This is a genomic window from Ruegeria sp. HKCCD8929 (assembly GCF_013031405.1).
Lineage (GTDB): Bacteria > Pseudomonadota > Alphaproteobacteria > Rhodobacterales > Rhodobacteraceae > Ruegeria.
On sequence record NZ_WPZY01000020.1, the window covers coordinates 16,721 to 41,269 of the forward strand.

Genomic DNA, 24,549 nt, shown 5'->3' on the forward strand with positions numbered 1-24,549 from the left:
CCGGCTATTTGGGATAGACCGCATTGAACGTGGCCGGGTCATAATCAGCGCCCACGCCCGAGGACATGATGACTGATCCCGGCTTGTCCATCAGTGCGTAATCCGCAACGAACACGTCCGCCTGAACCGAAGGTGTTTCGTGCCCCTCCGAGACGACGACCTGCTGGTTCACTTCGATCCGCTTGGGAATGCCTTTGCCGTCGAGCACATCGAACAGAACCTCAAACGCGCGCGCACCCATCGCTGGCGGATAGTCGATGCCAATCATCGGCACGTCATTGTTGACCGACAACTGGTACATGGCGTTGAAGTCGCCACCGGTGTGCGGCGGGATGGTTCCAGCCTCGTAACCCGCCGCCAGGAAAGCTTCGATTGATCCCGACCCCTGCAGGCCCGAGTCCGCCCAGACACCGGAGATTTCGTCACCGTATTTCTGGATTAGAGCGGACATGATAGTCTTTCCATTTGCGGGCGACCAACTCGTGTATTGGGTCTCCAGCACTTCCAGTTCCGGGAACTGGTTAAACACCTCCATTGCGGCCTGAATGCGGGCTTCGGCAGGTGAGGCACCGGCCAACCCGCCCAACATCACAACCTTGCCTTTGCCCTCAAGCTTTTCGGCCAGCCATTGTGCCGAGATCCGCCCCAGCGCCTGATCTGACGCGGTGACGAAGCTGATGAAATTCTCTGTAGACGGGACAGAGCGGTCCACCAGCACCACCGGAATGCCCTGACGCTTGGCCCGGCGAATGACCGGATCCATGGCCTCGGCTGTAGCGGGCGAAATCAACAGGATATCGACGCCCTGCGCGATCAGATCCTGCACGTCGGCGGCCTGCTTGCTCGGGTCGTCATTGGCATCGGTGATGATGAACCGGCTCAGCTTGTCCGCATTGCGCTCGGCCGCCGCTTCGATCCCGTGCAGCATGGCCACGCGCCATGGGTTCGAGATCGAGGCATTGGAAAAGCCAATCGTATAGGGCCCCTCTTTCTTGTATTCAGCGGCGTCATAGATTTCCAATGCGCCCGGGTTCCAAAGAAAGGTGCGCGGCACCCCTTGATACCCCTCTGCCATCGCCGATCCGGCAAACAGCCCCAGAGTCACGGCCGCGGCCGCAGTTTTGATCATACGCATGCGTTTCCTCCCTGGCGTATTGATTTGTTTTGATTATTCGGCAGCGCGGATCAGGCCGCCCGCGTTGCTCCCGGCCCGGGGGTCCTTGAACATCACCCCGTCCTTCATGATCATCGACAGATTGTCCTGATGCTGAACTAGGCTGACATCCTGAGTGACGTCCCCTTTGACCAGAAGCAGATCGGCAAGGAAGCCCTCTTTCACCTGACCAATCTGGTCTTCCATCTGCATCAGCTCAGCACCGACCGTGGTCGCGCACCGCAGCGCCTCGACGGGCGAATAGCCGAAATAGCGCACGAAATGCTCCAGATCCCGGGCGTTCTGACCCATTGGCGTGACGGCGAAACCGTAGTCACCTCCGACAGCAACGCGCAGGCCCCGCTTGCGGATTTCATGATAGGTGGCGCAGGTGGCATCGAACTTGCGGAACAGGTTCAACTCTTCGGCCACCTCTTTGGTGATACCCACCACATCGCCTTCGCGCGTTGCATTGTGGACAAGGCCGAACGCCGGTCCGAGGATAACGCGATCCTTGGCCTCCTCCAGCATGTCCAGCGCTTCTTCATCGGCGAAGTCGCAGTGATAAATGCAGTCAACGCCGTGACGCACGGCCATTTTCACGGATTCTGACGACCGCGCATGGGCGGCAACCGTCTTGCCATACTTGCGCGCCACCGCCATGAAGGCGGCCAGTTCGTCGTCTTCCAGCGGCGTGATCTCGGCGCGGGCAAACGAGACGAACTCATCCCCCGAGATATTGATCTTCATGTTGTCGACATTGTCGCGCACGCATTCGCGTGCCACGCGCCGCATTTCGATGGGGCCATCGGCGACCAGACCAAAACTCTCTTGATAAATGTGGCGCTTGCGCTCGTCACCCAGGCCGGCGGTTGTCGTGATCTCGGGGCTTGAGGCGCGCATTCTGGGCCCGTCCAACATGCCCTGATTGATCGCATCCCTAGCCGTCACACCAAGCATCGGCTTGGCCGAAGCGGCCTCGAAAATGGATGTAAACCCGTGGCTCAAAAGCAGACGAAGGTTCTGCGCCGTCAGCAGCATGTGTTGTTCAGGGCAAAGCTGGCCCAACTCCCACGGCTCACCAACACCGGTAAAGCTGGGATGGCAGTGACCTTCGACCATACCGGGCATCAGTGTATGGCCCGTGCCATCAATGATCTCACTGGCAGATTCTGCAGATGTGTCTTCACCCTTCGTGATCGAAGTGATTTTGTTGTCGTTGATGGTTACGGTTCCGGGGTAGCGCGCGTCTGATACGCCATCCCAAATCTGAGCACCTTTGATGGTGATCTGTGACATCTTTTCCTCCCTGAGCGCAGACTTGAACCCGCTGCGATCAAGAAAAAGGTGCATCAAATCTTAAGCAATTTAAGCGCGCAAAGCAGCTCTTTATGCCATATATTGGACTAAGCCATTTCGTGGGATGGCTGGCGTTGCCAGTACAAAATGCCTGGCGAAATGAACTCAACGCTTCGCCCTGTCCGGACTCGGCACCCGTCGCTGAGCAACGGCTCCAAACCTTAGTTCTCCTGAAATTCAGTCAACCTGTTCCTCTTGTCGCGCAATCTTTGGTCAGGTGTTCCAGTTTCCGCTGTGGCCATTGATCCGCAAACTCTTTATCCCAAACCCCGTGTTTAACAGGCAGAGAATACTGACCCGTGTTCGACCTACCATCGCTGCGCGCGACCCTTTCCCAGAAATTTGACCTGACCCCGTCTCCCGAGCTGGCCGCCGGGATGAGCGACATACACAACCGCATGAGCCGTGTTGTTACGCCCGCCGACTGGGCCATTCATGCGCCATATGTCAAGGCGATCAACGCGCTCAAAAAAGAGCGTAACGCCGTGATTCTGGGGCATAACTACATGACGCCCGAGATCTATCACGGTATCGCCGATTTCGTCGGTGACAGCTTGCAACTGGCGATAAAGGCGACCGAGGTCGAAGCGGACTTGATCGTACAATGTGGCGTTCATTTCATGGCCGAGACGTCCAAGATCCTCAGCCCTGACAAAACGGTCCTTATGCCGGATATGAATGCGGGCTGTTCATTGGCCGAGTCCATTACCGCCGAAGGGATCGAAGAGATGCGCCGCCGCTATCCTGGCGCACCGGTGGTTTCGTACGTGAACACCACCGCCGAGGTCAAAGCCGCCTCGGACATCTGCTGCACCTCGTCCAATGCCGCACAGATCGTCGCGGCTCAGGAAAGCGACACCGTGATCATGACCCCAGACCAGTATCTGGCGCAGAACGTGGCCCGAGAAGTGCCACAGAAAAACGTGGTCTGGTGGGAGGGCTCCTGCATCGTGCATGAGCAGTACAGCGCGCAGGACCTGCGTGATTTTCGCGAGTGGAACCCCGGCACCCGCCTGATCGCCCACCCGGAATGTCCGCCCGACGTCGTGGCCGAGGCGGATTATTCGGGCTCGACCAGCGGCATCGTCAAATATGTCACCGACGAAAAGCCAGAAAAGGCTCTGCTAATCACCGAGTGCTCGATGGCGTCCAACATTGCGGACGCGTTGCCCGAGGTGGAATTCGTCGGCCCCTGCAACATGTGCCCGTACATGAAGAAGATCACCTTGGAAAAGGTGCTCTATGCGCTCGACACCATGACCCGGCAGGTCGAAGTCGAGGCCACGGTGGCCGGTAAGGCGCGGCAGTCGGTGCAGCGAATGATTGATCTCTCGCGCCAGCTGGGAATTTGATCCGCCAATGCCGAACACTGCCACGCAAGTGATCACTACAGGGCGCGTGATCATAATCGGCGCTGGTCTCGCCGCGATTTATGCGGCGCTGAAGCTGGCTCCACGGCCGGCGGTAATGATCTCGCCGGATCCGCTTGGATCGGGCGCAAGCTCCGCCTGGGCGCAGGGTGGTGTTGCAGCGGCGATGAATCCTCACGACAGCCCAGAGGCTCATGCCGAGGACACGGAACTTGCCGGTGCCGGGACGGTCCTGCGCGGCGTCGCGAACTATGTGACCCGCGCTGCCCGCGACCATATTCTGGATCTGACAAACCTTGGCACCGGGTTCGACCGCACAGCCGACGGAGATTACATCCTGTCGCGCGAGGCCGCTCACAGCGTCGCGCGCGTGGTGCGGGTCAGGGGCGATCGCGCCGGGGCCGAGATCATGCGGGCGCTGATTGCCGAGTTGCGCAAAACACCTTCGGTGCAGGTGCTTGAAGGGACACAAGCCATCGGATTGGAGAGCGACGGCAATCGCGTTACGGGTGTGTATCTGAGCCGTGCCTCCGAAGAAGGGTCAAAGCCGGTGCTGTTGCGCGGGCCAGCCTGTCTGATGGCGGGGGGCGGTTCGGGCGGGCTCTATGCGCTCACCACCAACCCGCCCCGCATCCGCGGTCAGGGGATCGGCATGGCCGCACGGGCAGGCGCCCGGATCGCCGATGTGGAATTCGTGCAGTTCCACCCCACCGCCATCGATGTTGGTGAAGATCCCGCCCCGCTTGCCACCGAGGCACTGCGCGGCGACGGCGCGGTGCTGATTGATCGGCACGGTCACCGCTTCATGACCTCTGTGCACTCGGACGCAGAGCTGGCTCCGCGTGACGTGGTGGCCCGAGCCGTTTATCTGCAGGCACAAGCAGGCAACTGCCCGGCCTTGGACACACGCACCGCCATCGGTGCCGAAATCGCCACGCAATTCCCTGCCGTGGCTCGGGCTTGCGCCCGCAACGGACTGAACCCGGTGACAGATCCCATTCCTGTGGCCGCTGCCGCGCACTATCATATGGGCGGGGTGGACACCGACCTGAACGGCCGCAGTTCGCTGACCGGCCTCTGGGCCTGCGGCGAGGCGGCTTCGACCGGGTTGCACGGCGCAAACCGTCTCGCTTCTAACGGGCTACTCGAAGCTTTGGTCTTTGCCCGCGCCTGCGCCGAAGACATTGCTGCGTGTGTGCCGGCAGGTGACTCGCCCAAAGTTGAAATCCAATTCCAACCCGGCGGCAACGTCCCCAATCCGCAGGCTATCACCACCCTGCGCCGCACCATGACGGACCATGTCGGCGTGGTTCGCGATGCCGACGGCCTGCGCCGGGCACTTACGTGCATCGCCCAGCTTGAATCCAAACACGGCACCGCGGATGCCTTCCGCAACATGACCGCAACCGCCACCCTGATCGCCTCCGCCGCGCTCACGCGCGAGGAAAGCCGGGGCGCCCACTACCGCTCCGACTTCCCCGAGGCCGCGTCCGGCATCGCCCAACGCTCGTACCTGACACTGGATGAGGCCATGGCGCTGAGGGACCACATCGCAAAGGAACCCGCATGAACCACGCCGCCCTTCCCGATCTGGTGCTGGAACCCATCGTGCGCGCCGCTCTGATGGAGGATCTGGGTGCCTATGGCGACATCACCACCCGCACCGTCATTCCGGCAGGCACCACCTACACCGCACACCTGAACGCGAGAGAGGATGCGGTGGTCTCGGGGATGCAGGTGGCCGCGCTGGCGTTTCGTCTTGTGGATCCCTCACTGCAGATCAAGACCCATATCCCAGACGGTCATCGCTGCGCCAGGGGGGATACACTGATGGAGATCGTTGGCGACGCTGCCGCGATCCTGTCGGGGGAGCGGGTTGCCCTGAATTTCGTCGGGCGGCTCAGCGGCATCGCGACCCAAGCTGCCGCACTGGTGGCCGAGACAGAAGGCACCAAGGCCCGCATCACCTGCACCCGTAAGACCACCCCGGGTCTGCGCGTCGTCGAGAAACAGGCGGTCCTGCATGGCGGTGGTTTCAATCACCGCTATTCGCTATCGGATGCGATCCTGATCAAGGACAACCACATCGCCGCCGCTGGGGGCATCCGCCCCGTGCTGGAGGCGACCAAGGCCCACGCCTCGCACATGATGAAGGTCGAGATCGAGGTGGATCGGCTGGACCAACTTGCCGAAGTGCTTGAAGTTGGCGGCGCCGATGTGGTTTTGCTCGACAATATGAACCCCGCGACGCTGCGCACAGCGGTCGACATGATCAACGGGAGGCTTGTGGCGGAGGCTTCCGGAAACGTGACGCAAGAAACGGTCGCACCCATTGCCGCCACAGGCGTCGACTATATTTCCTCGGGTGCGCTGACTCATTCCTACCGGACAGTGGATCTTGGGTTGGATTTCTGAGTGATTGTTGAACCTCGTCCGACGTCAGCGTTATCCAGTCAAGCAAGTCGCCTTGCGCTTGGTCGAGTTGCGAACAGGTGGCTGGTCCTCCCCCAATGAAGTGGTCCACCGCTATATTTGCTAAGCGGCATGCCAAACAGAACCGTCATCGTCAGACAGGTTTGGATCGCGGCGTCACTGGAACTCGGTTAGCGGCTGCGCCTGCCTGTCGAAGGCGGTTTCTACGTCATCTCAAGATCGAACCAGATCGCCAGCAGCAGGCGCCGCTTCGACGCATCATTGTAAGCCGACGGGTTCGTAGATTGTATTTCGCGTGCACCCAACGGCTCATACATCCCAGCCACCACGCTTCACTCCAATAGAGAATCCTCCGACCGGATTTGTGCAGCAAAACTCGGCACAGGATCCAGCCTTGCATAAGAATGCGGGACAAACCGCAATTTGTATGGTTGTACAAATGGCGCCAGACGGCCGCGCCGGAAATTTCTATCTCAAATCTGAAGCCAAAGCATGTCGTTGGACACGTCTTGCTGGTCCAATTGTGCAGGCTGGGCCGTGTCGAGCGGTTCGGGCGCAGGCCCAGGTGCAGGCAGCCCTGATTGCGTTTGCTCCAGCGGAGAAATGACAAGCGTCATGTAGAGGACTTCGTCAACCGATCCCGTGTCAACTTCGGTTTCAGCTTTGTCTATGTCCTTGAAGATGAATGCATCGGTCAGAACAACCTTGTCGCCGTCGGCCGGAACACTTGATTTTTTCATGTTGTTGATGACGGTGTAGGCTGTATGCGGTTCACCATTGTTCCAACACTCTGAAATGGTTTCGTGGCAGGAGTCACAATGGCCTTGAGTGTCTTCGGTATCATATAATTCGCTCATTTCGAGTTCCTCGTAATTTGCTCATCAAGGGGCTGAGAGATTTCCGTCATCGTCGGTAGTGCGACCAGCAAAAAAGGGGCCACATCACAGGCAGTGGAAAGTTGTGCGATATTGTGCAGCACGGTTTTGCATGGTGTCCTCCTGGATTGGCCGGTTTGGTAGTTTCCAGAAGACACGGCGTCCCTCGGGACATAGTTTCAGAGTTCACGGGTTCGTTATCACGCACTGTCGAAACCGATCCTGGTACAGTGGTCCGTGGAATTGCCGACCCAAATGAGGTGCGGATCCACTAACCTCCTTGCCCGCGACACAACGCGGCATGGTTTCGAAGAGTCCAGAAATCTTGCCCGCATGATCTTCTTGTTGATGACATGGTGTCCGATCGCTGAGACGCAGTGAACCAAAATCTTCTTGGCCAAATCCAGGCCTACGGTTCTGACTGTCATTGGGTGGCTCGTTTCCGAGCAGTCGATGACAGCTGCGCTATGTCGCGTTCGATGCCGGAGGTGCGGGAGCCATTCCTCCCATCCGCTATGGTCAAGGAGCGATTTTGATCTTTGTTTTCAATTCCGCAGTAATAACACCCTTTGACGCCCACCCAGCGACTATTCAGAGATCGGTGAATGTGCCAGTCGCCAGAACCGGGCCAGTTGGGGCACCTGTTGGTGATCCGCCCAGTGGTTCCAAGGAGACGGCTATTGTTCCTGTACGGACGCCAGGTGCGATCTCGTCGGGCACACGTATGCGGGTCGAGCCGTCAGCCTCCAAGAGTCCCAGAGACACCGGCGCGTCTGCACCTTCGGCAATCAGCCAGAGTTCCAGCACGCGACCTTCTGGCGCTGCGCCCGCGACTTGTTCAATGACTATCTCATGGGTTGGTGGAATAACTCCGGCGATGAGCATCAACTCGCCATCAGCAGAAGCAAGTTCGGCTTGAAACTGAGGGGTGAGGTCTGGGCTTCGCAGAACCGGACCAAGCGCGACAAAAGCAACAGCCGCAGCTGCGGCAAGCCCCAGAAGGCCCAACAACCATGCGCGACCCCAGGTGCGTTTCGACGCGGTTGGTGACACCGAATTCAGAACAGCCGCTTTGATTCTTTCCGGCGGAGTAACGGGTTCAACCTGATCGGCGAGCGGCGCAAAATGTGCCTCCCAGGCGTGCACCAGCTTCCTCAGCCTTGCGTCATCGCGCAAGCGGTCCTCGAACCTCAGACGGTCGTCGGCATCCATCAGATGCAGGACGTATTCCGCGGCACGTGCGTCGTCGTCAAAGGGATCGTCGGTGGCGCTCATCGCGTAAGGCATTCCTTCAGTTTTTGCAGGCTGCGCCGCAGCCAGGTTCGCATCGTGTTCAGAGGAACCTCGTAGCGTGCCGCGAGGTCCTTGTAGGTTTCTCCATCCAGATAGGCGCGCCGCACCGCATCGGCCCGGTCGGGCTCCAACTCCGCCATGCATGTCTCGATTTGCGCGCGTTCAGAGCTCGCGATGGCCTCGGCCTCAGGGCCAGGACGGGCATCTTCCACATCAAACACCGTTTCGATGTCTTTTGACGGTGCCTTGCGGGTGCGTAGCCTGTCGATTGCCAGGTTCCGGGCGACCGTGATCAGCCATGTCATCGGGCTGTGGCCCGTGACGGCGTAGCTGTCAGCCTTGTGCCAGATCCGAAGGTAGACCTCCTGCAACACGTCCTCGGCCTCGCTGCGGTTGTTCAAAACGCGAAGGCAGATGCCGAATAGTTTTCCGCTGGTGGCGTCATAGAGCGCGGAAAAAGCCGCATGATCGCGCAACGCCGTTTGCGCGATCATCTTTTCGATTTCCGCTCTGGTCGTCATCGAGGTCAGTGCCCCTTCGGCAATATGTCATGGTCTGCTCGGACCCTGTCAGACAATAGCATACGTGCCTCCCGCCCAACTGCGGAAGGCACGCGAAACATCAAACTCGTTACGCGGCGCGCTTATTGCGCGGTCACAACCGTCATTACCAGCTTGTCGTCGACCCGGATGGGACCATCCTCTTTCGCGCCAAGTGTGTATTCGAAGATGCCAGTTTCTGTTCCGCCCTTTTCCGAATGGACCATCAACATGAGCATCTCGCCTGCTTTGACGTCTTCGGTCAGGATCGCCGCGACATCGATGTTGTCGCCCATCCTCAGTGGGGCATACCCCACCACCGGACCCGGTTTCATTTCAGCATCCGTGCGATGCACCACAAGCCAACCGTTGTCGGCCGCGATGACCCTTTCCGCGCTCACAATACCGTTTGCCACGGATTGATCAGACGCGTCCACGGACGGAGCCAGCGCATGGCCATCCGCGAAGGCTCCGGTTGATATCAAGCCAAACGTAATAAAAATCGCTAGTTTTTGCATTTTCTTTCCTGTTCAATGTTCGGCGCCAAGCGGCCAGATGAAATAGTCACGCAGAGGGGCACCCAAAAGTTTCAAGGTTTCAGAGTTTTTTATGTCGGTGGTCTTGGCCCGGTGGCGCGCCTGCGTCGCGAAAAACCGATCCTGACAATCGGAGGCGGCGGCGAGCCGTTCTCCGATCCGCGACCGAATCTGAAATTTGCCGCAGTGAGATCGATGTTGGCGATGCTTAGGACACTTCAAGCCACGGTGACCTCACTTTGTAACCGCATTGCTTCCGCGACGTTCGACGTAGCGGGCGCATCCTTGGGCCACATTCACGATCCTCGCCGCCGATGATCACTTTTCAGGCAAAGATGGTTTAGGCACGTGACAATCTTTCTTTTGGTGAGATCGGCCCAGGGCCGACATTCGGCTCTGCTCGAACTCGTTCCATCAGTTACCTAAACCAAACATCCGTGCATCAGGCTGCACCCTGGAAGAGCCGTAACGGTACAACTCTGAACCCCTAAGCCTGTGTTTCACCAGACCCATAGATCCGATCAATATCGGGCTGTTCCGTCAAAACCATGTGTACCCAAATGTACACATGCTGGAAAAATGCCACGATGAAGGCGTTCCACGATCCAAACGCGAGCGCGATGCCCCAGAGCCCCAGAAACACCAGACCGTACATGCCGTTGGATGTGTATTTGAACATCCCTTGTCGAACGAAGGGCATCGCAATGATCGCATTGTCAAAGTGGTCAGCACCAATAGCGCGCCGGATAGTGAAGAACTTGATCACCGAGTGCATTGTCACAACGGCAACCAGTATCGCCGGTATTGCAAGAAAGACCTCAGCGCTGCGAAACCCGGAGATAGGAGTCTGATCGAGCCAACCGACAATGATGATCGTGATGGGACGTGCGATAAGCAAAGGCAAGAACACAGTTGCCCAAACGGTTAGTGCCCGATCCCCGAACATCCGGGTCATCAAACCCTTGTAGAGCTCAAGGCGGAAAACCACGGCGACCAAAAGCTGATGGACAACGGCGAGCAATATGGAGCAGGTGGCCCATTTCTGCGCGTTCCAACTCAGAAACGTTCGGTTTGAGCTATCTGATACCAGCAAGGATAAGGCACCAGAAACGAGAAGCACGATGAGCCCAACATGGAGTACTTGGCCTTGAAAGATGTCCTTCCAAGTTGCCGTGGCTCGAATGGTTTCGAGACGTCCCATGGTGTCGTTCCTATATGATCTGCCTGGATCCCCACGGGAGCAACCAAGTTGAGGAATACACGTATTTGACGGAATGGTATCGTCCCGAACCGTACGTTCAAGCAGATACCGAGCGCCACGGCCGTTTTCCATTTAAAGTGGCTTCTTACCGGTTGGTGGCCGTCCCGGCCTGTTCTCAAATCCAAAAGTGGGTCGATCGTACAGCTTGGACGGATTAGGCTGCGCAAGCTGTTCGCGGTGGTCAGTTTTCGACGCCAAGCTCATCACAAAAGAAACAAACAACGGATGCCCACCCATGGTTAAGCACAAAACAGTCATTCTTCTGATAGGGCCAAAGGGTGCGGGCAAGACCTATCTTGCGTCACGCATGGAGGATGAGATCGGCATCCCGTTTCTGCGGGTCGAGCCGATCTGGCTGAAGCTGATGGATGAGATGGAGCCCGGCTCCAGTGACTTTGACAATGAAGGGTTGTCGAGAGTCCTGAGAGGTGTTCGCGAACATCTGTCGGCAAAGGGCAGTGTTGTACTGGAAAGCACTGGAACCGCTCCGTGGTTTTCGGACATGCTCGATGCGCTGGAGAAGGCAGGCGAACTCGTTCTGGTCAGGGTCAACGCCCCGGCCGAGACCTGTCTGGATCGAATTCACAGGCGAGATGCGTCACAGCACATCCCGGTCTCGGACGACAGGATAAAAGAGATCAATGCGCTTGCCACACAGGTTCAGTTGCCCAGGAGCGTTGTGGTCGAGAATACGAGCGAAGCAAGAGCCAATGATTTTCTGAAAAAATCCGGTCCCGCGCACTACGTTTCGGTGTGGTGCCGGTTGATCGACACCGCTTTCCGCGCCCATGAAAAGTGTCAGAGCCGGGCGCAGGTCACAAGGCAGAACCACGTGAACCGGCCCTGCACCGTGGTTCCGGTGCAGGGAGGTGATTTACGCGAAAACCGCAAGCTTGATCTGCTTGATCAGTTCCTTGTCGAGCGCGGCCTTTCGCTTGAGGCGGGCAAGCCGGCCCTTCTCAAGCGTTTCAATTATGTCTTCGATGAGCTTGATCTTTTCCATCGCACGGCGCAGCTCGCGCACGGGCAGACTCCGGATTGCCTTGTTATATTTGATCTCAAGTACTTCCAGTTCGACCAGTCGGCGCATGATCTCAGGGACCGAGGAGTTGCCTGATATGTTGGCTTCTTTTTCCATTGCCAGGTACTTGTCCCGCAGCGCGTCCACTCCGGGGCTGGGGTGGCGGCGGCAGAGCTGAAGGCTCTTTTTCAAGCTTTTCTCGTCATCCTTACGCAACGACTTGTACCGGGCGAGGCGTTTCCGGGTCTTTTCAACCGGGCGCGGTACAGGCGGGTTTGACCCTGCGCGCTTGATGTCGGCGGCGAGTTTCTCGATTGTCTCGCCGATCTCGACCGAGGCGATGGTTGCCTTGACCGACGCCTCGGCAAGTTTCTTCGCCTTTTTTACGATACCTGCACAGGCCGAAGGATTGCTTTGCTTGGCCTTCAGGAAAGAGCGTTCCAGAACGACGACGGCGCGGGCAGGCTTGTCCTGCGCCCGATACAGACGGGTGAGTTCCTTCAAGGCTGCAAGCAATCGCTTTTCAAGCGCGGCCATTTCCGCAGTCTTTACCTTGCCGGCCATCCTGAGGGCGGCGTTCACAATGTCGATTTGCTTGCCGTAGATCTTTGCACCTGCGCCGATGGTCTGTTCAATGTCCGGCCAGGGCCACTCAATGCTCTTGTCTTTTCGCTTGCCGATTCCCAGCGCGGCCTGCGTCTTTTCACCGGCGATGCCGTCCTGTTTGAGCCGCTTCGCCTTTTGAAACGCCTTGACCGCTGCCTCTGTTTTGTCGCCGAAGATGCCGTCGATCTTTAGTTTCGCCTTTGGCGGGGTCTTGTTCAGCGCTGTCTGAAGTGCTTTGACATCGGACCCCTTGGTCCCCTTCTTCAATTTCTTCATTTCTGTTCTCCAATAAATTCAACTCTTTACGCTCGGGTGGCGGCAGTTCGACCTCTTTTTGGAACCTGAGTTTCTTCGAGCCCGCCAGCGGCGAGAAAATTGTTTTGCGTGTGGATGTTGTGTCCCGAAGCTTTGCGCGAACTTCCATGGGTGATGAAGCCGCTGAACGCGGCTTCACCTTGGTTCTTTGGGTGTCAGGCCACGGCAACGGCGTCGTCATGCGCCGCCTTGCAGACATGATCGACATGGCGATGGTCGGTGCCGCAGCATCCGCCGATGACAGTCAGGTTCGGCAGCAGGCGCGCAAGCTGTTGATGCAGTTGGCCGAACTCCTGCGGGTTGCCATCATCCAGCTCTTCGGCCTCGTCCAGCTCGGCATGCGACAGGCGCGAGGCGTTGGCCCGCAGACCTCGGATGCGCAGGGTCCAGTCACCGCCCTGTTCTAGCACATGCCGGAAGTGATCGGGATGCGCGCAGTTGATCATGAAATAGGCAGCGGCTCCGTTCGTCGCATCATCCACCTTTTCGATAGCGGATTGCAGGCTGTGCCCCGAGGGCAACCGGCCGTCCGTTTCGACCGTGAACGAAATGACGACCGGGATATCGGCCTCTCTCGCAGCATTGACGATGCCGATGGCCTCGTCCGCATAGGTCATCGTGATGGCCGAAACCATGTCGGCGCCAAAACCAGCAAACCAGTCAACCTGCGTATGGTGGTACGCTTTCGCCTCGGCCGCGGTCAGGATCTCGGTGGGTGAATACCCGTCGCAATGGGGCCCGATCACCCCATTGATGACAAATGGCGAAGCGGGCGTTTCATATTTGTCGCGCAGTTCGGCCAGGGTCGCCACCACGTCGCGGTGGACCGCCTTGAGCCGATCGCGGTCGATGCCCAGTTCCGCAGCCCAGCGCGGGCTGGCCCGCCATGTCGGGGTGTCCATTACAAACCCCCGGCGATTGCGAACCGCCAGCTCAGCGAAACCGCGCATATAGCGATCGATGGCCTCGACGCCCTTTTCGTGTTCGAGCGCCTTGAACGCCGCAAACAGCGGCAGCTCGATCCCTTCTTGAAAGACCAGTGTTGTCTCCAACCCGCCGTCGGCCAGCATCTGCTGTTCTTTCATCTGCGGAAGCGCATTGCGATATTTCATTTCTGTCTCCTTTGTCGGCGCCCGGTTGGCGGGCACGTCTCGGTGACATCGGGATAGGCGCCGTTTCGGCCTGAGACTCGCGGGATTTCTGAGCTTTTCCTGAGAAAGTCTGAGCGTTAGTCTCGACAGCAGGCGAAAAGCCGCCGGGTCAGCTGTGGGGCAAGGCATGACATTCGCGTTTAACGATTGCGAAATTGACACGGAGCTTTTTCAGATATCGCGCGACGGGGTCCGGCTCAGCCTGACACCGCAAACCGCACGCCTGCTCGACTATCTAATACGGAACCGGGACCGCGTCGTGCTCAAGGACGATCTGGTCGAGCATGTGTGGGAGGGGCGCGCGATCACTGATGCCACACTGTCAACCGCGATCAAGGAAGTCCGGCAAGCCGTAGGAGACAGTGGCCGGGATCAGCACACGATCCGGACGGTTCACGGCAAAGGGTTCCGGTTTGTGGCTGAAATCACCGCGCGGGGCACAGCCAAGTCCCATGTTCGGCAATCGGACCGGACCATTCTGGCGGTTTTGCCGTTTCGCAGTCTCAATCCGGAGCCGAAAAACGACTGCGTCGCCGAGGGCCTGACCGAGGATACCATCACCAACCTATCCCGGTTTCGGGAGTTCACTCTGCTGTCCCATCGCACCACCGTCCAGATCGCTGCCGACGACATGTCGAACACCGAGATGAACCAGACCTTTGGTGTCTCTCATGTCATCGAAGGCAGTATTCGTGTTTCGCCACAAAAGCTGCGGGTGACGGTTCAGGTGACCGAGGCCATCAGCGGCCAGTTGGTAGCGACCGAACAGTTTGATCGCGGCGGCGGGACCGCGGACCTTTTCGAAATTCAGGAAGAGATCGCGCGCCTGATTGCCGGACGCCTTGGCAGCCGTCATGGCCTGATGGCCAACCAGATTTCGCAGACCGTACCGGTCCGGCGCGCCGAGTCCTGGGATACCTATCGACTGGTTGCAAGGTTCTACGAATACTACCGCAGCTATGATCCGGACATTCACTCTGAGACCCGGGATCACCTGCAAGAGGCCCTGACCCAGGACACGCAGTCCGCCGACGGTTGGGCCGCCTATGCGATGTTGCTGCTGGAGGAGTACCGGTATCACATCAACCAGCGCCCTGATGTCGATGCGCTCGCGCTGGCCTCGGACGCCGCGCAGCGCGCTGTTGCAAGCGATAGCCTCAACGCCTTTGCACAGATGACCCTGGCGCTGACGATCTTTTATCAAAAGGACATCGCCGGGTTCCGGGTTGCGGCCGCGCGGGCCTTGGAACTGAACTCCGGTCATTGCGACGTTCTGGCCGAAATCGGCTCATGCCATCTGTTCCTTGGTGAATACAAGCGGGCGGTCGAGCTGCTGGACCGCGCCATTGAGCTCAGCCCGATTCATCCCGGCTGGTATCATTACGCGCGGTGCTGGTTCTACGCCGATCAGGGCTTCTTCGAGGCGGCGGTACTTGAGATCGAGAAGGTCCCGATGCCCGAATTCTTCTGGTATCAGGCGCATCTGGCCTGGCTTCACGCGGAACTGGGCAATATGGACAAGGCACGGCGCGCCGCAGACATGATGCGGGCCATGTTCCCGCAGTTTGAAGATGTGGCTGTGGCCGAACTGGAGCTGACCAATATCGGCGCTGAACGCGGAGCAATGGCGATCCGGGGCTGGACCAAAGCGGGTCTGGACATCAAAATGACCGGATCTTAGGGCGGGCACGCAAGAGCAATGGCATCGCGACAAGGCCCGAAACCACAATGGCACCCGCAAGCGCCGCGTGCCCCCCTGAAACGAGTATCAAGCTGCCTGCCCCACCGCCAAGCGCAAAACCCATGAGATAACGCGCCATGCCAAGTGCGGGCGCGTCGGTACCGTCCAGATACAACGGGAAGAACAAGAACAGCCCAAATGCGTTGCACAGGATCATCATCCCCAACGTGATCTCGGAAAACGAGAGATAGGTCAGACCGCCGGCAAAGGCTGCCAGAACAAGACCGAATAGCCGCCATCTGTGCCTCCTCTCATCCGGCACGCGGCTTGCAAAAAATGACCCGAGCGCGGACAGAATGAGGCTGGCGGCGAGCCAACCACTGACCGTCTCGAAACCCTGTTCCCGGGCGAACACCTCAAGAAACGCCCAATAAGACCCCATCAGGACAAAGAATGGAAACAGGCTCAGATCATGAGCCCATGTTACAGGCAGATGGGTGCGCGGCATGTCCGATGACTCGGGCCACAGCAGTGCCACGACCTGGACGCCAGCCAAAACAGCCAGGATTGGCAGCAGCGAAACGCCGGTTGCGGCAGTGCCCGCCAGGATCACGAAGGAGGCAATACAGCCAAAGCTCATGCCATGGCCGAAAATGCGCAGCATGTCCCGGCTGTTGATCGCAAGCGACAGCGGAACAGACAGCACCACACCAGACGCGACCCCGCCCACAGCCGACCCGGCGATCAGAACTGTCTGGCCGAATGTTGGGTTGAGCGATGCCCCCAGCAGGCCGAGACAGACAATACCGCCGCAAAACAATACCACCCGTGAGTGCTGGACGCGCGATCCCAGTACGCATCCGATGGCAGCGGTGGTCAGCACCAGGCTTGCGATCAGCCCGATAGCGGTGCTTGTACCGCCGCTTTTGTCAGCCAACTCAGCCAACCAAATCGGCATCGTGTTCAGAATAGTGGTCGCGTAGCTGATTATGAATATGGACGTGTCTTGTATTCGGTTGCGCACATATACCTCATTCAAACGAGTTGCCGCTGCAAGTTACCCAGGTGCGAGGGTTATCTTACACCAAACGATCGCATTTTGGCGCTCGTGTGGGATCGTCTGGACGACTCCAATGACCCCGGCAACTGAGAGCCGGCTGCTTGGCACAACCGAGAAACGACAATGATCCATGGAGGGCGCGGTGACTGGCCAACATCCTGCGGCAATGGCTTTGGCTGATCGAAAGTACCTTCTCTCCGACGCCGTTCATCACGTCATCCGGTGTGTCGGTCTGCATAGATATGATACTCGGGGGCCACGGCTCTAGGGTCTGGCCTCGTTATTGTGTCATAGCCAATGTGAGGTTGGGGCGAGAGCGATGGCGGACAAGAAGACCTTTTGGCACCCCTCAGCAATCGCGCTCGCTGCAATGGTCATTTACCGGCTATGAGGCCCGAACCTAACCGTACATTTGCCACTCAAGCTTCAGGAAATAGTTCCTTGCGTCCCTCAGAGAATCTTGTGCCTTTTTGAGAAAACGTTCTCTTTTGGCTATGAGGTCGTCCAGTTTTTTGAAGGTCTTATCCGCCGCCTTCTTATCTTCAAGCTTCTTTTTGTAGTTCTTACGGAGATATTCCAACTCGCTCATCAGTGTCTTGTCAGGCGCAGCGTCAACCAGGCACTTTACCATTGAACCAAGCTGCCGTTCTTTGCCCGTTTTCTTGTCGACCTTGGAGCATTCCTTCTTCGCCGCACTCAGCTTCTTCTCAAGCTTCTCTACCCTGCTTTTGGCTTTTTCATAGGCTTCTGTTGCGCTGGATTTAGCCCTTCTCAGGCGGTCGTACTCGGCTCTTAGTTTGCCGTAGGTGTCAAAAAGATCCACCAATCGATCTTCGATCCAGAACAGTGCGCTCTCGATCGTCTCGAACGTTCCTCTTTTCATAGTCGGCAGGAAAATCTTGTCTCCCGGTTCGATGTGACCCAACTTTTTGTAACCGGCCAAAGCCGGCGCGTTGTACGACATTTTGTAGACAGCTTTCCAATCCTTCGGGTCGAGACCGTTACGCTTCAGGATGCCGATCATGCCCTCGCCCTTCTTCACAACATGGCTCTTGAGCACTGGAATCATGGGAAAATCCCTTTTCAATAAGTGTCGAAAATGTATCTGCGCCGAATCCAAATTTGGCGGCGCGTTTTGAACAGAAGGTCGAGCCTTAAGCGCGCTTAGAAACGACCACCAATACCCACTCCGCCATAGGTGATCGGCATCTTGCCCTTCAATATATCCTTGAGGTCGATACCGATGAATCCATTGACCTCCAGTTCAATTTTATCCTTGGTCAAGACCTTGATCTTGATCGGCACGTGAAGCCCGCCGCCCTTGGGCTTTGGCAGCTTAATCGGTTTGCCCGTTTCCAGCGCGTTCCGTTCTTTGCGTGCATTCAGCAAGTCGTCGCGAAGGCCCGTCAACGCCAATGCCTGTGGCGTGCCCGGATCCTTCTTCTTGATCTCCTTCTCGACACTCTTCTTCTCTTTTTCGATGCCTTTTTTCACGGCGCCAGTGGCGGCCTTTGTCAACGTCTTGTCGAGCTTTCCCGCCTCGGCACAGATGATGTTTTCGACGACTTTTTCTGTGAACTTCTTTTGCGGAGTTGACTTGGCCTTCTTCTCGATCTTCTTCGACGCCTCCTTGCAGGCGGCCTCCAGGTGTTTCGTCCACGGCATCGCCATGAGCAGGGGGGACATCACAGTCAATACGTTGCTCGGTAACATCTAAAATATCCTTCAGTCCGGTAATGGAGTTAAAAGGTAATGATACTCCCGTCAGGCCAAACCGGTCCTGAGCAGGTTCTGAGCATTTCATGACGAACTTATGTCTGATCGGCCTATGCCTGCGCTGTAAGTCACGTCGAGGCTTGGAGAACTCGATACTCGCCAAGTGAGCTAGGTTTTCGGTGAGGCAGGTAGACTTTGGTCCGACCGTGAGGATGCGCAAACTTGCGCATGCTGGTTATCGTCAGGTGACGGCGGTGCAGATTGTGCGAAGTGATGACTTGGACCTTCTAACGCTGGTCCGGAACACAAAAAATCTTCAACCTGTGTGACCTGCTTTACTGAACGTGTCGCGGAATCCTGCCAGACTGAGGATGTTAGTGAGTGAGCGTATACGAGTTTTGGAACGCTGAATTTTAATTTTTCCTCCCAGAGACTTGGGCGCGCAATTGATCTGCGCGCCCGTTTTCATCTTTGGCATCTTCTGTGATCCGACAACGGGAAAACCCGCCGGTTAGTGGCACCACAGATCCTTCCGGTGCGGAATGTCGTCACGATGCTTCTCGACCCATTGCATGATCGAACCCATCGTGCAGTCTCTTCCGCCAAAACCGCTCCAGGGCTCAAAGTCCCGGACGTGCCAGACGCTTTCCTGATCCAGCTTCAAGAGACGGATCAGGACCGATGCGACGATGCTGCCGCCCACGCCGGTCAACCGCCCGCCGCCTTTTTCCTGGGCTTCCTGCAGGCAGTAGTACCACAACGGGGTCTTGTCGATATGGTGGTCTTTGAGCACCGAAGGGGTGTCCAGGCGGTGTAGGCCAAGCTTGTCGGCCATTTGCTGGCCAGACGGGATTTGCAGGGCCGTCCGATCCCTTAGAATGTTGCGCAGCCCAAGCTTTTTCGCTTTGTCAATTTTGATCGGAAACCCACCCCAATCGAGCGGTGCGCCCACGATGTTGTCCGGAAGTTCGAACAGCGACGCGGCCATCTTGGTGCCAACCGGAAGCGCCCGTTGAGCTTTGTCTCCCGAGTGGTCGAAGAACATGCGCATCTCGATATCGCTTTCGGGTCCGCGCGCCTGGAACCCAAGCATGTCGAACAGCTTGTGATCCGTTTCGCTTCTCTTCAACTTGTAGGTCGGCTGAACGGTTGCATGACCAAACCTATAAGCCGCGACCGAGAATTCCGCTGGCATGATCGGCCCCTTGTCGTGGAAGGGGTCATGTTTCTTCACGGCATGAACCACATCCGGGTCCACGAATGCGGGAAGAAACTCGTTCAGAATAATCCACTGGTAGTGTAGTCGGATAAAGCGGCGAACCTCCTCGAACCCTTTCAGGCGAGGCGCCACGTGATGATCCCAGACGTCCTTGCGGACCCCCATATGGGCGCAATGCCGGACGTCTTTGGCGGTTTCGTTGTCATCAGCAACATGGCTCATCAATATGTTGTGCAGGCAGATGAATGCGCCCTGAATCTGACTGACGATGATGTTCTCATCGTTTCGGAAATCGCCAATCAGGGCGGTTCCTTCAAAATTACGGGCGAGGTCGAGCGGGCTGTCCTTGCGACCGAAGAGCATAAACCCGTGATGCTTCTTCGAGTACAGGTAGCCAGAAGCTTCGGGCCCGTCGCCATAAACGCAGTCGAGATCCAATGCGGGCGTCCGGACATTGCGTATTGACCTGGGGTCGATGCGGGTCCCGATAGAGGAGGTCGTGTCCAGCGTGATGTCGTGGTCGATGAATTGGCCGAGAAAGGTCATCCCGGCGGCTGCGGGCCCGTCTCCCACATGGCTTGTTCGCATGGTTTCAACCAACGCATCGAAACCGTTGACGATTTCATCCTTGGTCAGGTTTCCGGTGATCGGGTTGGCTTTGTGCAGATAACCGAAGTGCTGAGGCAGAGGTTCGTCTGAATTCAGTGCATTGTGGTTCAGGCACTCGAAGACAAGATGGTCGTGCTTAGACAGTCCATGATATCCCATGGTTGGCTCCTAAAATTGTGCGCAAATCAAACGCGCGAGTTTGAAAATAGAATTGAGTTAAGGTGGCTGCTTCTATCACAGAATGTGCTGTTCGTGAACCCGCTGCGAGATGTGCATGGTCGCAGCGTGTTGTAATCGATCCTCCGATTGTCATTAGTCTCTCAGGCTTCAGCAAGGTTGCCAAAGATATGCTCGTTCAGACATTCGCCGCGTAGCCTACCGTTGAATGACTCGACACAGGCATTGTGCGAGGGTTTTCCAGGCGCGATGTAATGCCAGCTGACGTCGGCCCTGGCATCATTTCAGAACATTATAGGATGCCTTGCCGTCCCTTTGTCGCTGACAATCATGTCCCGCTGGCCGCGCATGGGGATCAGCTCATCCAGGTCACGGGTCATGCGGGCACCAGACAGCGAGCGATCCGCAAGAACATCAGGCACGAAGTTCAACGACCAACGCTGATTGGCGCGATCCGGGACGAGAATAGGCCTGAGCGTGCCCACCCGCCCTTGTTCCAAATGATCTTATGACGGGCACCTCAATCGATCAGACAAATCGGTCCAGATTTGGCGACAGAACGCCTTGCCCGGAAAACGGTCAAGACTTCTCAATAGAACCAATCGACGCCACCGAAAAGCAGCCACTTTATCAAACCGGCGAAACCTTGAATAAAAGTGTGTTATGGCCGCTCTGAACCACGCGGCCATCCTGATTGGTTATCTTTAGCTCCAACCGCACCGAACCGTGTCGACCGCCACCGGATCTTTGCTTGCCCGCGATGACAATTTCGGCAGCGATTGTGTCGCCGGCCAAGACCGGGGCCTGGAACTGCCAGTTCCAGGCAAGCGACACAAAACCGTCCAGATGGGCCTCGGCGTTGTTTTTTAAGCCATCGACAACGGACAGGACCAACAGGCCATGCGCAACCCGATCGCGAAATCCATGTGTTTCGGCAAAAGCCTTGTCCATGTGCAACTCATACCGGTCCCCGGAGACTACGGCGAACTGATCGATCAACTCGGCCGAAATGGTGGCCGAGCCGATTTCGATGCGATCTCCGATCGACAGGTCATCGAAACCGTAGTCGCCTGGAGCCAGGTAACTTGTCTTCTCAGGCGGGTACGGGTGCATCGTCACGCAAGAGCCCTTTGGTTTTGAGATCAACCCAGAACTGGGCCGGGATGTCGTGACTGAACCACTTCAGGTTCTGCATCAGCTGCGCGACGGTGCGCGTCCCGGCCATGAAGGTCGGAACAGCCGGGTGCGCGACCACGAATTGCAAAGCAGCGGCTGGAAGCGGCACATTGTACTCGGCACAGACGGCTTCGATCTTACGCACCTTTTCCATGATGTCGTCAGGCGCAGGGGCGTAGTTGTATTTGGCGCCTTCCTTGGCGCCGGTCGCCAAAATCCCCGAGTTGAAGCCACCTCCGACGACAACGGCTGCGCCACGCTCCTCACAAAGAGGAAGGAATTTGTCGAGCGCCTCTTGCTCCAGAAGCGTATAGCGCCCGGCAAGGAGGAAGCAGTCGAAATCTCGGCGCTCAAGCGCGGCGTGGCAGACTTCCCATTCGTTGACACCCACACCGATAGCCTTGACGACACCCTGATCGCGCAGGCTTTCCAGCGCTTTCCACGCCCCATCCATCGCCTGTTCAAAGACTTCGGGCTGATCCGCACCGCGAGTGAACACGTCGATGTCGTGGATAAAACAGATGTCCATGCGCTCCAGAGCAAGACGCTGCAAACTGTCTTCGAAAGACCGCATGACACCATCATAGCTGTAGTCGAAATGCATGGTGAAGGGTGCGGCATTGGTCCATGGTTCAAAGTTAATTTCACTGCGTCGCGCGGGTTTCAGGACGCGGCCGACCTTGGAGGACAGCACGTAGTCATCCCGGTTCTTCCAGCGCAGTCCCTGGCCCGTGCGCAGTTCGGACAGCCCATGCCCGTACATCGGCGCAGTATCGTAATAACGGACACCCGCATCCCAGGCGCTCTGGATCATTGCGTCGGATGTTTCTTCATCGATCTCGCGGAAGATATTGCCGATCGGAGCCGTGCCAAATCCAAAGCTTGTCACTTCCAGATCGACCCTGCCAAATTTCACCTTCGTATGCGGGTTCACTGCTTCAATCTCCCCGTTAAGTAACCAAACGGTTATATACAGACTTCCCATGAAAAAATCAAGGCACTTGCTCTGGGATATTTAACTTGACGCGTGCAGACGGGTTTGACTAATAAAGTAACCAGATAGTTACAAGGCAGGCTGATGTATCTGACAGAAATGCATACGCAAGTCCGGGACATGACCCGGCAATTCTCTGACGATGTGATCCGCCCTTTGGCGGAAGAACTCGACCGTGAGTCTCGCTTTCCGGCCGAGATTTACGAGCAGATGGCAGAGTTGGGCCTTTTCGGCATTGGCGTTCCCGAAGACATGGGTGGGCCAGGCTTTGACACGGTGACCTATTCAATCGTGATGGAGGAACTGTCGCGCGGATACGCCTCTGTCGCGGATCAATGCGGCCTGGTTGAGCTGGTCTCGACCCTGCTGGTGAACCACGGAACCGACAACCAGCGCGACCGATGGCTGACGGATATTCTTGCGGCAAAGAAACGCGGCGCCTACTGCATTACCGAACCCGAAGCGGGCACAGATGTGTCCGGCATTCGCACCACCGCCGTGCGCGATGGGGACGACTGGGTTTTGAATGGTGGAAAGATCTGGATCCACAATGCACCGGTTGCCGATGTCGGGTTCGTCCTTGCCCGTACCGATCCGGGTGCAGGCCATCGCGGCATGTCCATTTTCATCGTCGACCTTCACGCAAAAGGCGTGACCCGCGGCCCCAAGGAAATCAAGATGGGTCAGCGCGCCAGTCAAGTTGGCCCACTGTCGTTCGATGATGTGCGATTGCCGGCCGACTCCCTGTTGGGCACCGAAGGGCGCGGCTTTCACATGATGATGAGCGTGCTGGACAAGGGCCGTGTCGGCATCGGCGCGCTGGCGGTTGGCATTGGCCAGGCTGGGCTTGAGGCCGCCGCCGATTACGCCCAGCAACGCAAACAGTTCAACAAACCGATTTCCGAGTTTCAGGGGGTTCAGTGGATGCTGGCAGACATCGCCAAAGATGTCGAAGCCGCCCGCCTTCTTGTCCATTCCGCAGCCCACAAGATTGACACCAAACAGGACGCGACCAAGGCTTGCTCAATCGCCAAGTGTTTTGCTGGCGACATGGCTGTCGCACGGTCCGCCGACGCGGTGCAGGTCTTTGGCGGGTCCGGATATATTCGCGGTTTCGAGGTCGAACGTCTGTATCGGGACGCCAAGATCACTCAGATCTATGAGGGGACCAATCAGATCCAGCGCATGATCATCGCGCGCGAGCTTTTGACGAAGGGAGCAGCCGCATGAGCCAGCAAGTCGCTCTGATCACGGGGTCCAGCCGCGGAATCGGACTGGCCGCCGCCGTGGAATTGGCCAAGGAGGGGTTTCACATTGCCCTCAACGCGCGTTCGGATGGAGACGAACTTTCAAGGGCGGCAGAAATCATCGAAGCCCTTGGCGTGAAGGCGTACAAAGCCGCGTTTGATGTCAGCGACATTGACGGCCATGGTGCCGTGCTGGACCGGATCGAAGCAGCGCTTGGCCCCATCACCACGCTTGTGAACAATGCAGGCGTCGGCGTGATGAGCCGGGGCGACCCGCTGGACGTGACCGAGGAAAGCTATGACCGTTGTCTGAACGTCAATGCCAAGGCGCTGTTCTTCCTGACACAATCGCTGGTCAAGCGTTGGCTGGCGTCCGATCGGAACGTTGACTTGCACTATTCCATTGTCAATGTGACCTCGTCCAATGCGGTAGCGGTTGCTGTGCCGCGCGCGGAATACTGCGCCTCCAAAGCCGCCGCCGCGATGATCTCCAAAGCTTTCGCGGCACGCCTTGGCCCGGAGGGTATCCCGGTTTTCGACGTGCAGCCCGGCCTGATTGCGACCGAGATGACCAGGGCGGTGATTGCCAGCTATCAAAAGCGTGCCGAAGAGGGCCTGTGCCTGTTCCCGCGCGTCGGTCAACCCGAAGAGTTGGGCGTCGTGATCGCCTCGCTGGCCACCAACCGCATCCCCTACACGACAGGTCAGACCATTTCGGTTGATGGCGGTATGCTCGTTCCCCGTTTCTGAGGATCCAA

General features: G+C 57.6%; 21 protein-coding genes and 3 pseudogenes. 7 read left to right on the top strand and 17 right to left on the bottom strand.

The window, feature by feature from the left end; all coding sequences use genetic code 11:
* Nucleotides 1-4: 4 nt before the first annotated feature.
* Together GOX53_RS21680 and GOX53_RS21685 are read right to left on the bottom strand one after the other, a co-directional pair.
* Complete coding sequence (locus GOX53_RS21680; protein WP_171180097.1) at nucleotides 5-1,135, bottom strand: substrate-binding domain-containing protein; 1,131 nt, start codon at nucleotides 1,133-1,135, stop codon at nucleotides 5-7.
* Nucleotides 1,136-1,168: 33 nt separating this feature from the next.
* The gene (locus GOX53_RS21685; protein ID WP_171180098.1) at nucleotides 1,169-2,452 is read right to left on the bottom strand and encodes an amidohydrolase family protein; all 1,284 of its coding nucleotides are present in this window, start codon (nucleotides 2,450-2,452) and stop codon (nucleotides 1,169-1,171) included.
* 359 nt (nucleotides 2,453-2,811) lie between these two features.
* Between GOX53_RS21685 and nadA the strand changes: the two genes are divergently transcribed.
* Genes nadA through nadC form a run of 3 tightly spaced genes read left to right on the top strand, consistent with a single transcriptional unit; the run spans nucleotide 2,812 to nucleotide 6,297 of the window.
* On the top strand, nucleotides 2,812-3,864 hold the full coding sequence (gene nadA / locus GOX53_RS21690) for a quinolinate synthase NadA (protein WP_171180100.1): 1,053 nt from the start codon (nucleotides 2,812-2,814) through the stop codon (nucleotides 3,862-3,864).
* Between the two features lie 7 nt (nucleotides 3,865-3,871).
* Nucleotides 3,872-5,452 (top strand): L-aspartate oxidase, encoded by a 1,581-nt coding sequence (locus GOX53_RS21695; RefSeq protein WP_171180102.1) that lies wholly within the window; start codon nucleotides 3,872-3,874, stop codon nucleotides 5,450-5,452.
* Nucleotides 5,449-6,297 carry a carboxylating nicotinate-nucleotide diphosphorylase gene (nadC, locus tag GOX53_RS21700; RefSeq protein WP_171180104.1) on the top strand — a complete coding sequence of 283 codons (849 nt, stop codon included), beginning with the start codon at nucleotides 5,449-5,451 and terminating at the stop codon, nucleotides 6,295-6,297. Before GOX53_RS21695 ends, nadC begins: the two co-directional genes overlap by 4 nt.
* 122 nt (nucleotides 6,298-6,419) lie before the next feature.
* On the opposite strand, the pseudogene GOX53_RS30330 reads toward nadC, so the two are convergent.
* The 6 genes and pseudogenes from GOX53_RS30330 to GOX53_RS21725 form a co-directional block, all read right to left on the bottom strand.
* A pseudogene (locus tag GOX53_RS30330) lies at nucleotides 6,420-6,632 on the bottom strand (hypothetical protein); the annotation flags it as partial.
* 156 nt (nucleotides 6,633-6,788) lie between these two features.
* Entirely contained in the window at nucleotides 6,789-7,172 is a 384-nt protein-coding gene (locus GOX53_RS21705) for a hypothetical protein (RefSeq protein WP_171180106.1), read from the bottom strand.
* Nucleotides 7,173-7,781: 609 nt separating this feature from the next.
* Nucleotides 7,782-8,465, bottom strand: a complete 684-nt coding sequence (locus GOX53_RS21710) for an anti-sigma factor domain-containing protein (RefSeq protein WP_171180108.1) — start codon at nucleotides 8,463-8,465, stop codon at nucleotides 7,782-7,784.
* The gene (locus GOX53_RS21715; RefSeq protein WP_171180110.1) at nucleotides 8,462-9,004 is read right to left on the bottom strand and encodes a sigma-70 family RNA polymerase sigma factor; all 543 of its coding nucleotides are present in this window, start codon (nucleotides 9,002-9,004) and stop codon (nucleotides 8,462-8,464) included. Before GOX53_RS21715 ends, GOX53_RS21710 begins: the two co-directional genes overlap by 4 nt.
* A gap of 122 nt (nucleotides 9,005-9,126) precedes the next feature.
* Nucleotides 9,127-9,540 carry a hypothetical protein gene (locus GOX53_RS21720; RefSeq protein ID WP_171180112.1) on the bottom strand — a complete coding sequence of 138 codons (414 nt, stop codon included), beginning with the start codon at nucleotides 9,538-9,540 and terminating at the stop codon, nucleotides 9,127-9,129.
* A gap of 505 nt (nucleotides 9,541-10,045) precedes the next feature.
* Nucleotides 10,046-10,759 (bottom strand): methyltransferase, encoded by a 714-nt coding sequence (locus tag GOX53_RS21725; protein ID WP_171180114.1) that lies wholly within the window; start codon nucleotides 10,757-10,759, stop codon nucleotides 10,046-10,048.
* Between the two features lie 187 nt (nucleotides 10,760-10,946).
* Between GOX53_RS21725 and GOX53_RS30335 the strand changes: the two are divergent.
* Nucleotides 10,947-11,453 (top strand): annotated as a pseudogene (locus GOX53_RS30335) (AAA family ATPase); the annotation flags it as partial.
* A gap of 240 nt (nucleotides 11,454-11,693) precedes the next feature.
* Here the strand turns inward: GOX53_RS30335 and GOX53_RS21730 are convergent.
* Both GOX53_RS21730 and GOX53_RS21735 read right to left on the bottom strand, forming a co-directional pair.
* Nucleotides 11,694-12,722: a peptidoglycan-binding protein gene (locus GOX53_RS21730; RefSeq protein WP_171180116.1), complete on the bottom strand. Its 1,029-nt coding sequence runs from the start codon at nucleotides 12,720-12,722 to the stop codon at nucleotides 11,694-11,696.
* A gap of 194 nt (nucleotides 12,723-12,916) precedes the next feature.
* Nucleotides 12,917-13,873 carry a homocysteine S-methyltransferase family protein gene (locus GOX53_RS21735; protein ID WP_171180118.1) on the bottom strand — a complete coding sequence of 319 codons (957 nt, stop codon included), beginning with the start codon at nucleotides 13,871-13,873 and terminating at the stop codon, nucleotides 12,917-12,919.
* 166 nt (nucleotides 13,874-14,039) lie between these two features.
* Here GOX53_RS21735 and GOX53_RS21740 point away from each other — a divergent pair, with 166 nt between their 5' ends.
* A complete protein-coding gene (locus tag GOX53_RS21740) occupies nucleotides 14,040-15,593 on the top strand; it encodes a winged helix-turn-helix domain-containing tetratricopeptide repeat protein (protein ID WP_171180120.1) in 1,554 nt (517 codons plus the stop codon).
* Here the strand turns inward: GOX53_RS21740 and GOX53_RS21745 are convergent.
* From GOX53_RS21745 to GOX53_RS21775, 7 genes and pseudogenes are all read right to left on the bottom strand, one after another.
* Nucleotides 15,574-16,530, bottom strand: coding sequence for a hypothetical protein (locus GOX53_RS21745; RefSeq protein ID WP_171180122.1), 957 nt, complete (start codon nucleotides 16,528-16,530; stop codon nucleotides 15,574-15,576). The two genes, GOX53_RS21740 and GOX53_RS21745, sit on opposite strands and share 20 nt — an antisense overlap.
* Before the next feature lie 523 nt (nucleotides 16,531-17,053).
* Complete coding sequence (locus tag GOX53_RS21750; RefSeq protein ID WP_171180124.1) at nucleotides 17,054-17,722, bottom strand: hypothetical protein; 669 nt, start codon at nucleotides 17,720-17,722, stop codon at nucleotides 17,054-17,056.
* A 95-nt stretch (nucleotides 17,723-17,817) separates the two neighbouring features.
* Nucleotides 17,818-18,366 (bottom strand): hypothetical protein, encoded by a 549-nt coding sequence (locus GOX53_RS21755; RefSeq protein WP_171180126.1) that lies wholly within the window; start codon nucleotides 18,364-18,366, stop codon nucleotides 17,818-17,820.
* Nucleotides 18,367-18,880: 514 nt separating this feature from the next.
* Entirely contained in the window at nucleotides 18,881-20,356 is a 1,476-nt protein-coding gene (locus tag GOX53_RS21760) for a peroxidase family protein (RefSeq protein WP_171180128.1), read from the bottom strand.
* A 161-nt stretch (nucleotides 20,357-20,517) separates the two neighbouring features.
* Nucleotides 20,518-20,631 (bottom strand): annotated as a pseudogene (locus GOX53_RS30340) (integrase core domain-containing protein); the annotation flags it as partial.
* A gap of 373 nt (nucleotides 20,632-21,004) precedes the next feature.
* A complete protein-coding gene (locus tag GOX53_RS21770) occupies nucleotides 21,005-21,487 on the bottom strand; it encodes a MaoC/PaaZ C-terminal domain-containing protein (protein ID WP_171180187.1) in 483 nt (160 codons plus the stop codon).
* Nucleotides 21,468-22,484, bottom strand: coding sequence for an aldo/keto reductase (locus GOX53_RS21775; RefSeq protein ID WP_171180130.1), 1,017 nt, complete (start codon nucleotides 22,482-22,484; stop codon nucleotides 21,468-21,470). The genes GOX53_RS21770 and GOX53_RS21775 overlap by 20 nt, the downstream gene beginning before the upstream one ends.
* Before the next feature lie 159 nt (nucleotides 22,485-22,643).
* On the opposite strand from GOX53_RS21775, the gene GOX53_RS21780 reads away from it, so the two are divergent.
* Nucleotides 22,644-23,774, top strand: coding sequence for an acyl-CoA dehydrogenase family protein (locus GOX53_RS21780; RefSeq protein ID WP_256415896.1), 1,131 nt, complete (start codon nucleotides 22,644-22,646; stop codon nucleotides 23,772-23,774).
* A complete protein-coding gene (locus GOX53_RS21785; RefSeq protein ID WP_171180134.1) occupies nucleotides 23,771-24,541 on the top strand; it encodes a 3-ketoacyl-ACP reductase in 771 nt (256 codons plus the stop codon). The genes GOX53_RS21780 and GOX53_RS21785 overlap by 4 nt, the downstream gene beginning before the upstream one ends.
* Nucleotides 24,542-24,549: the final 8 nt, after the last annotated feature.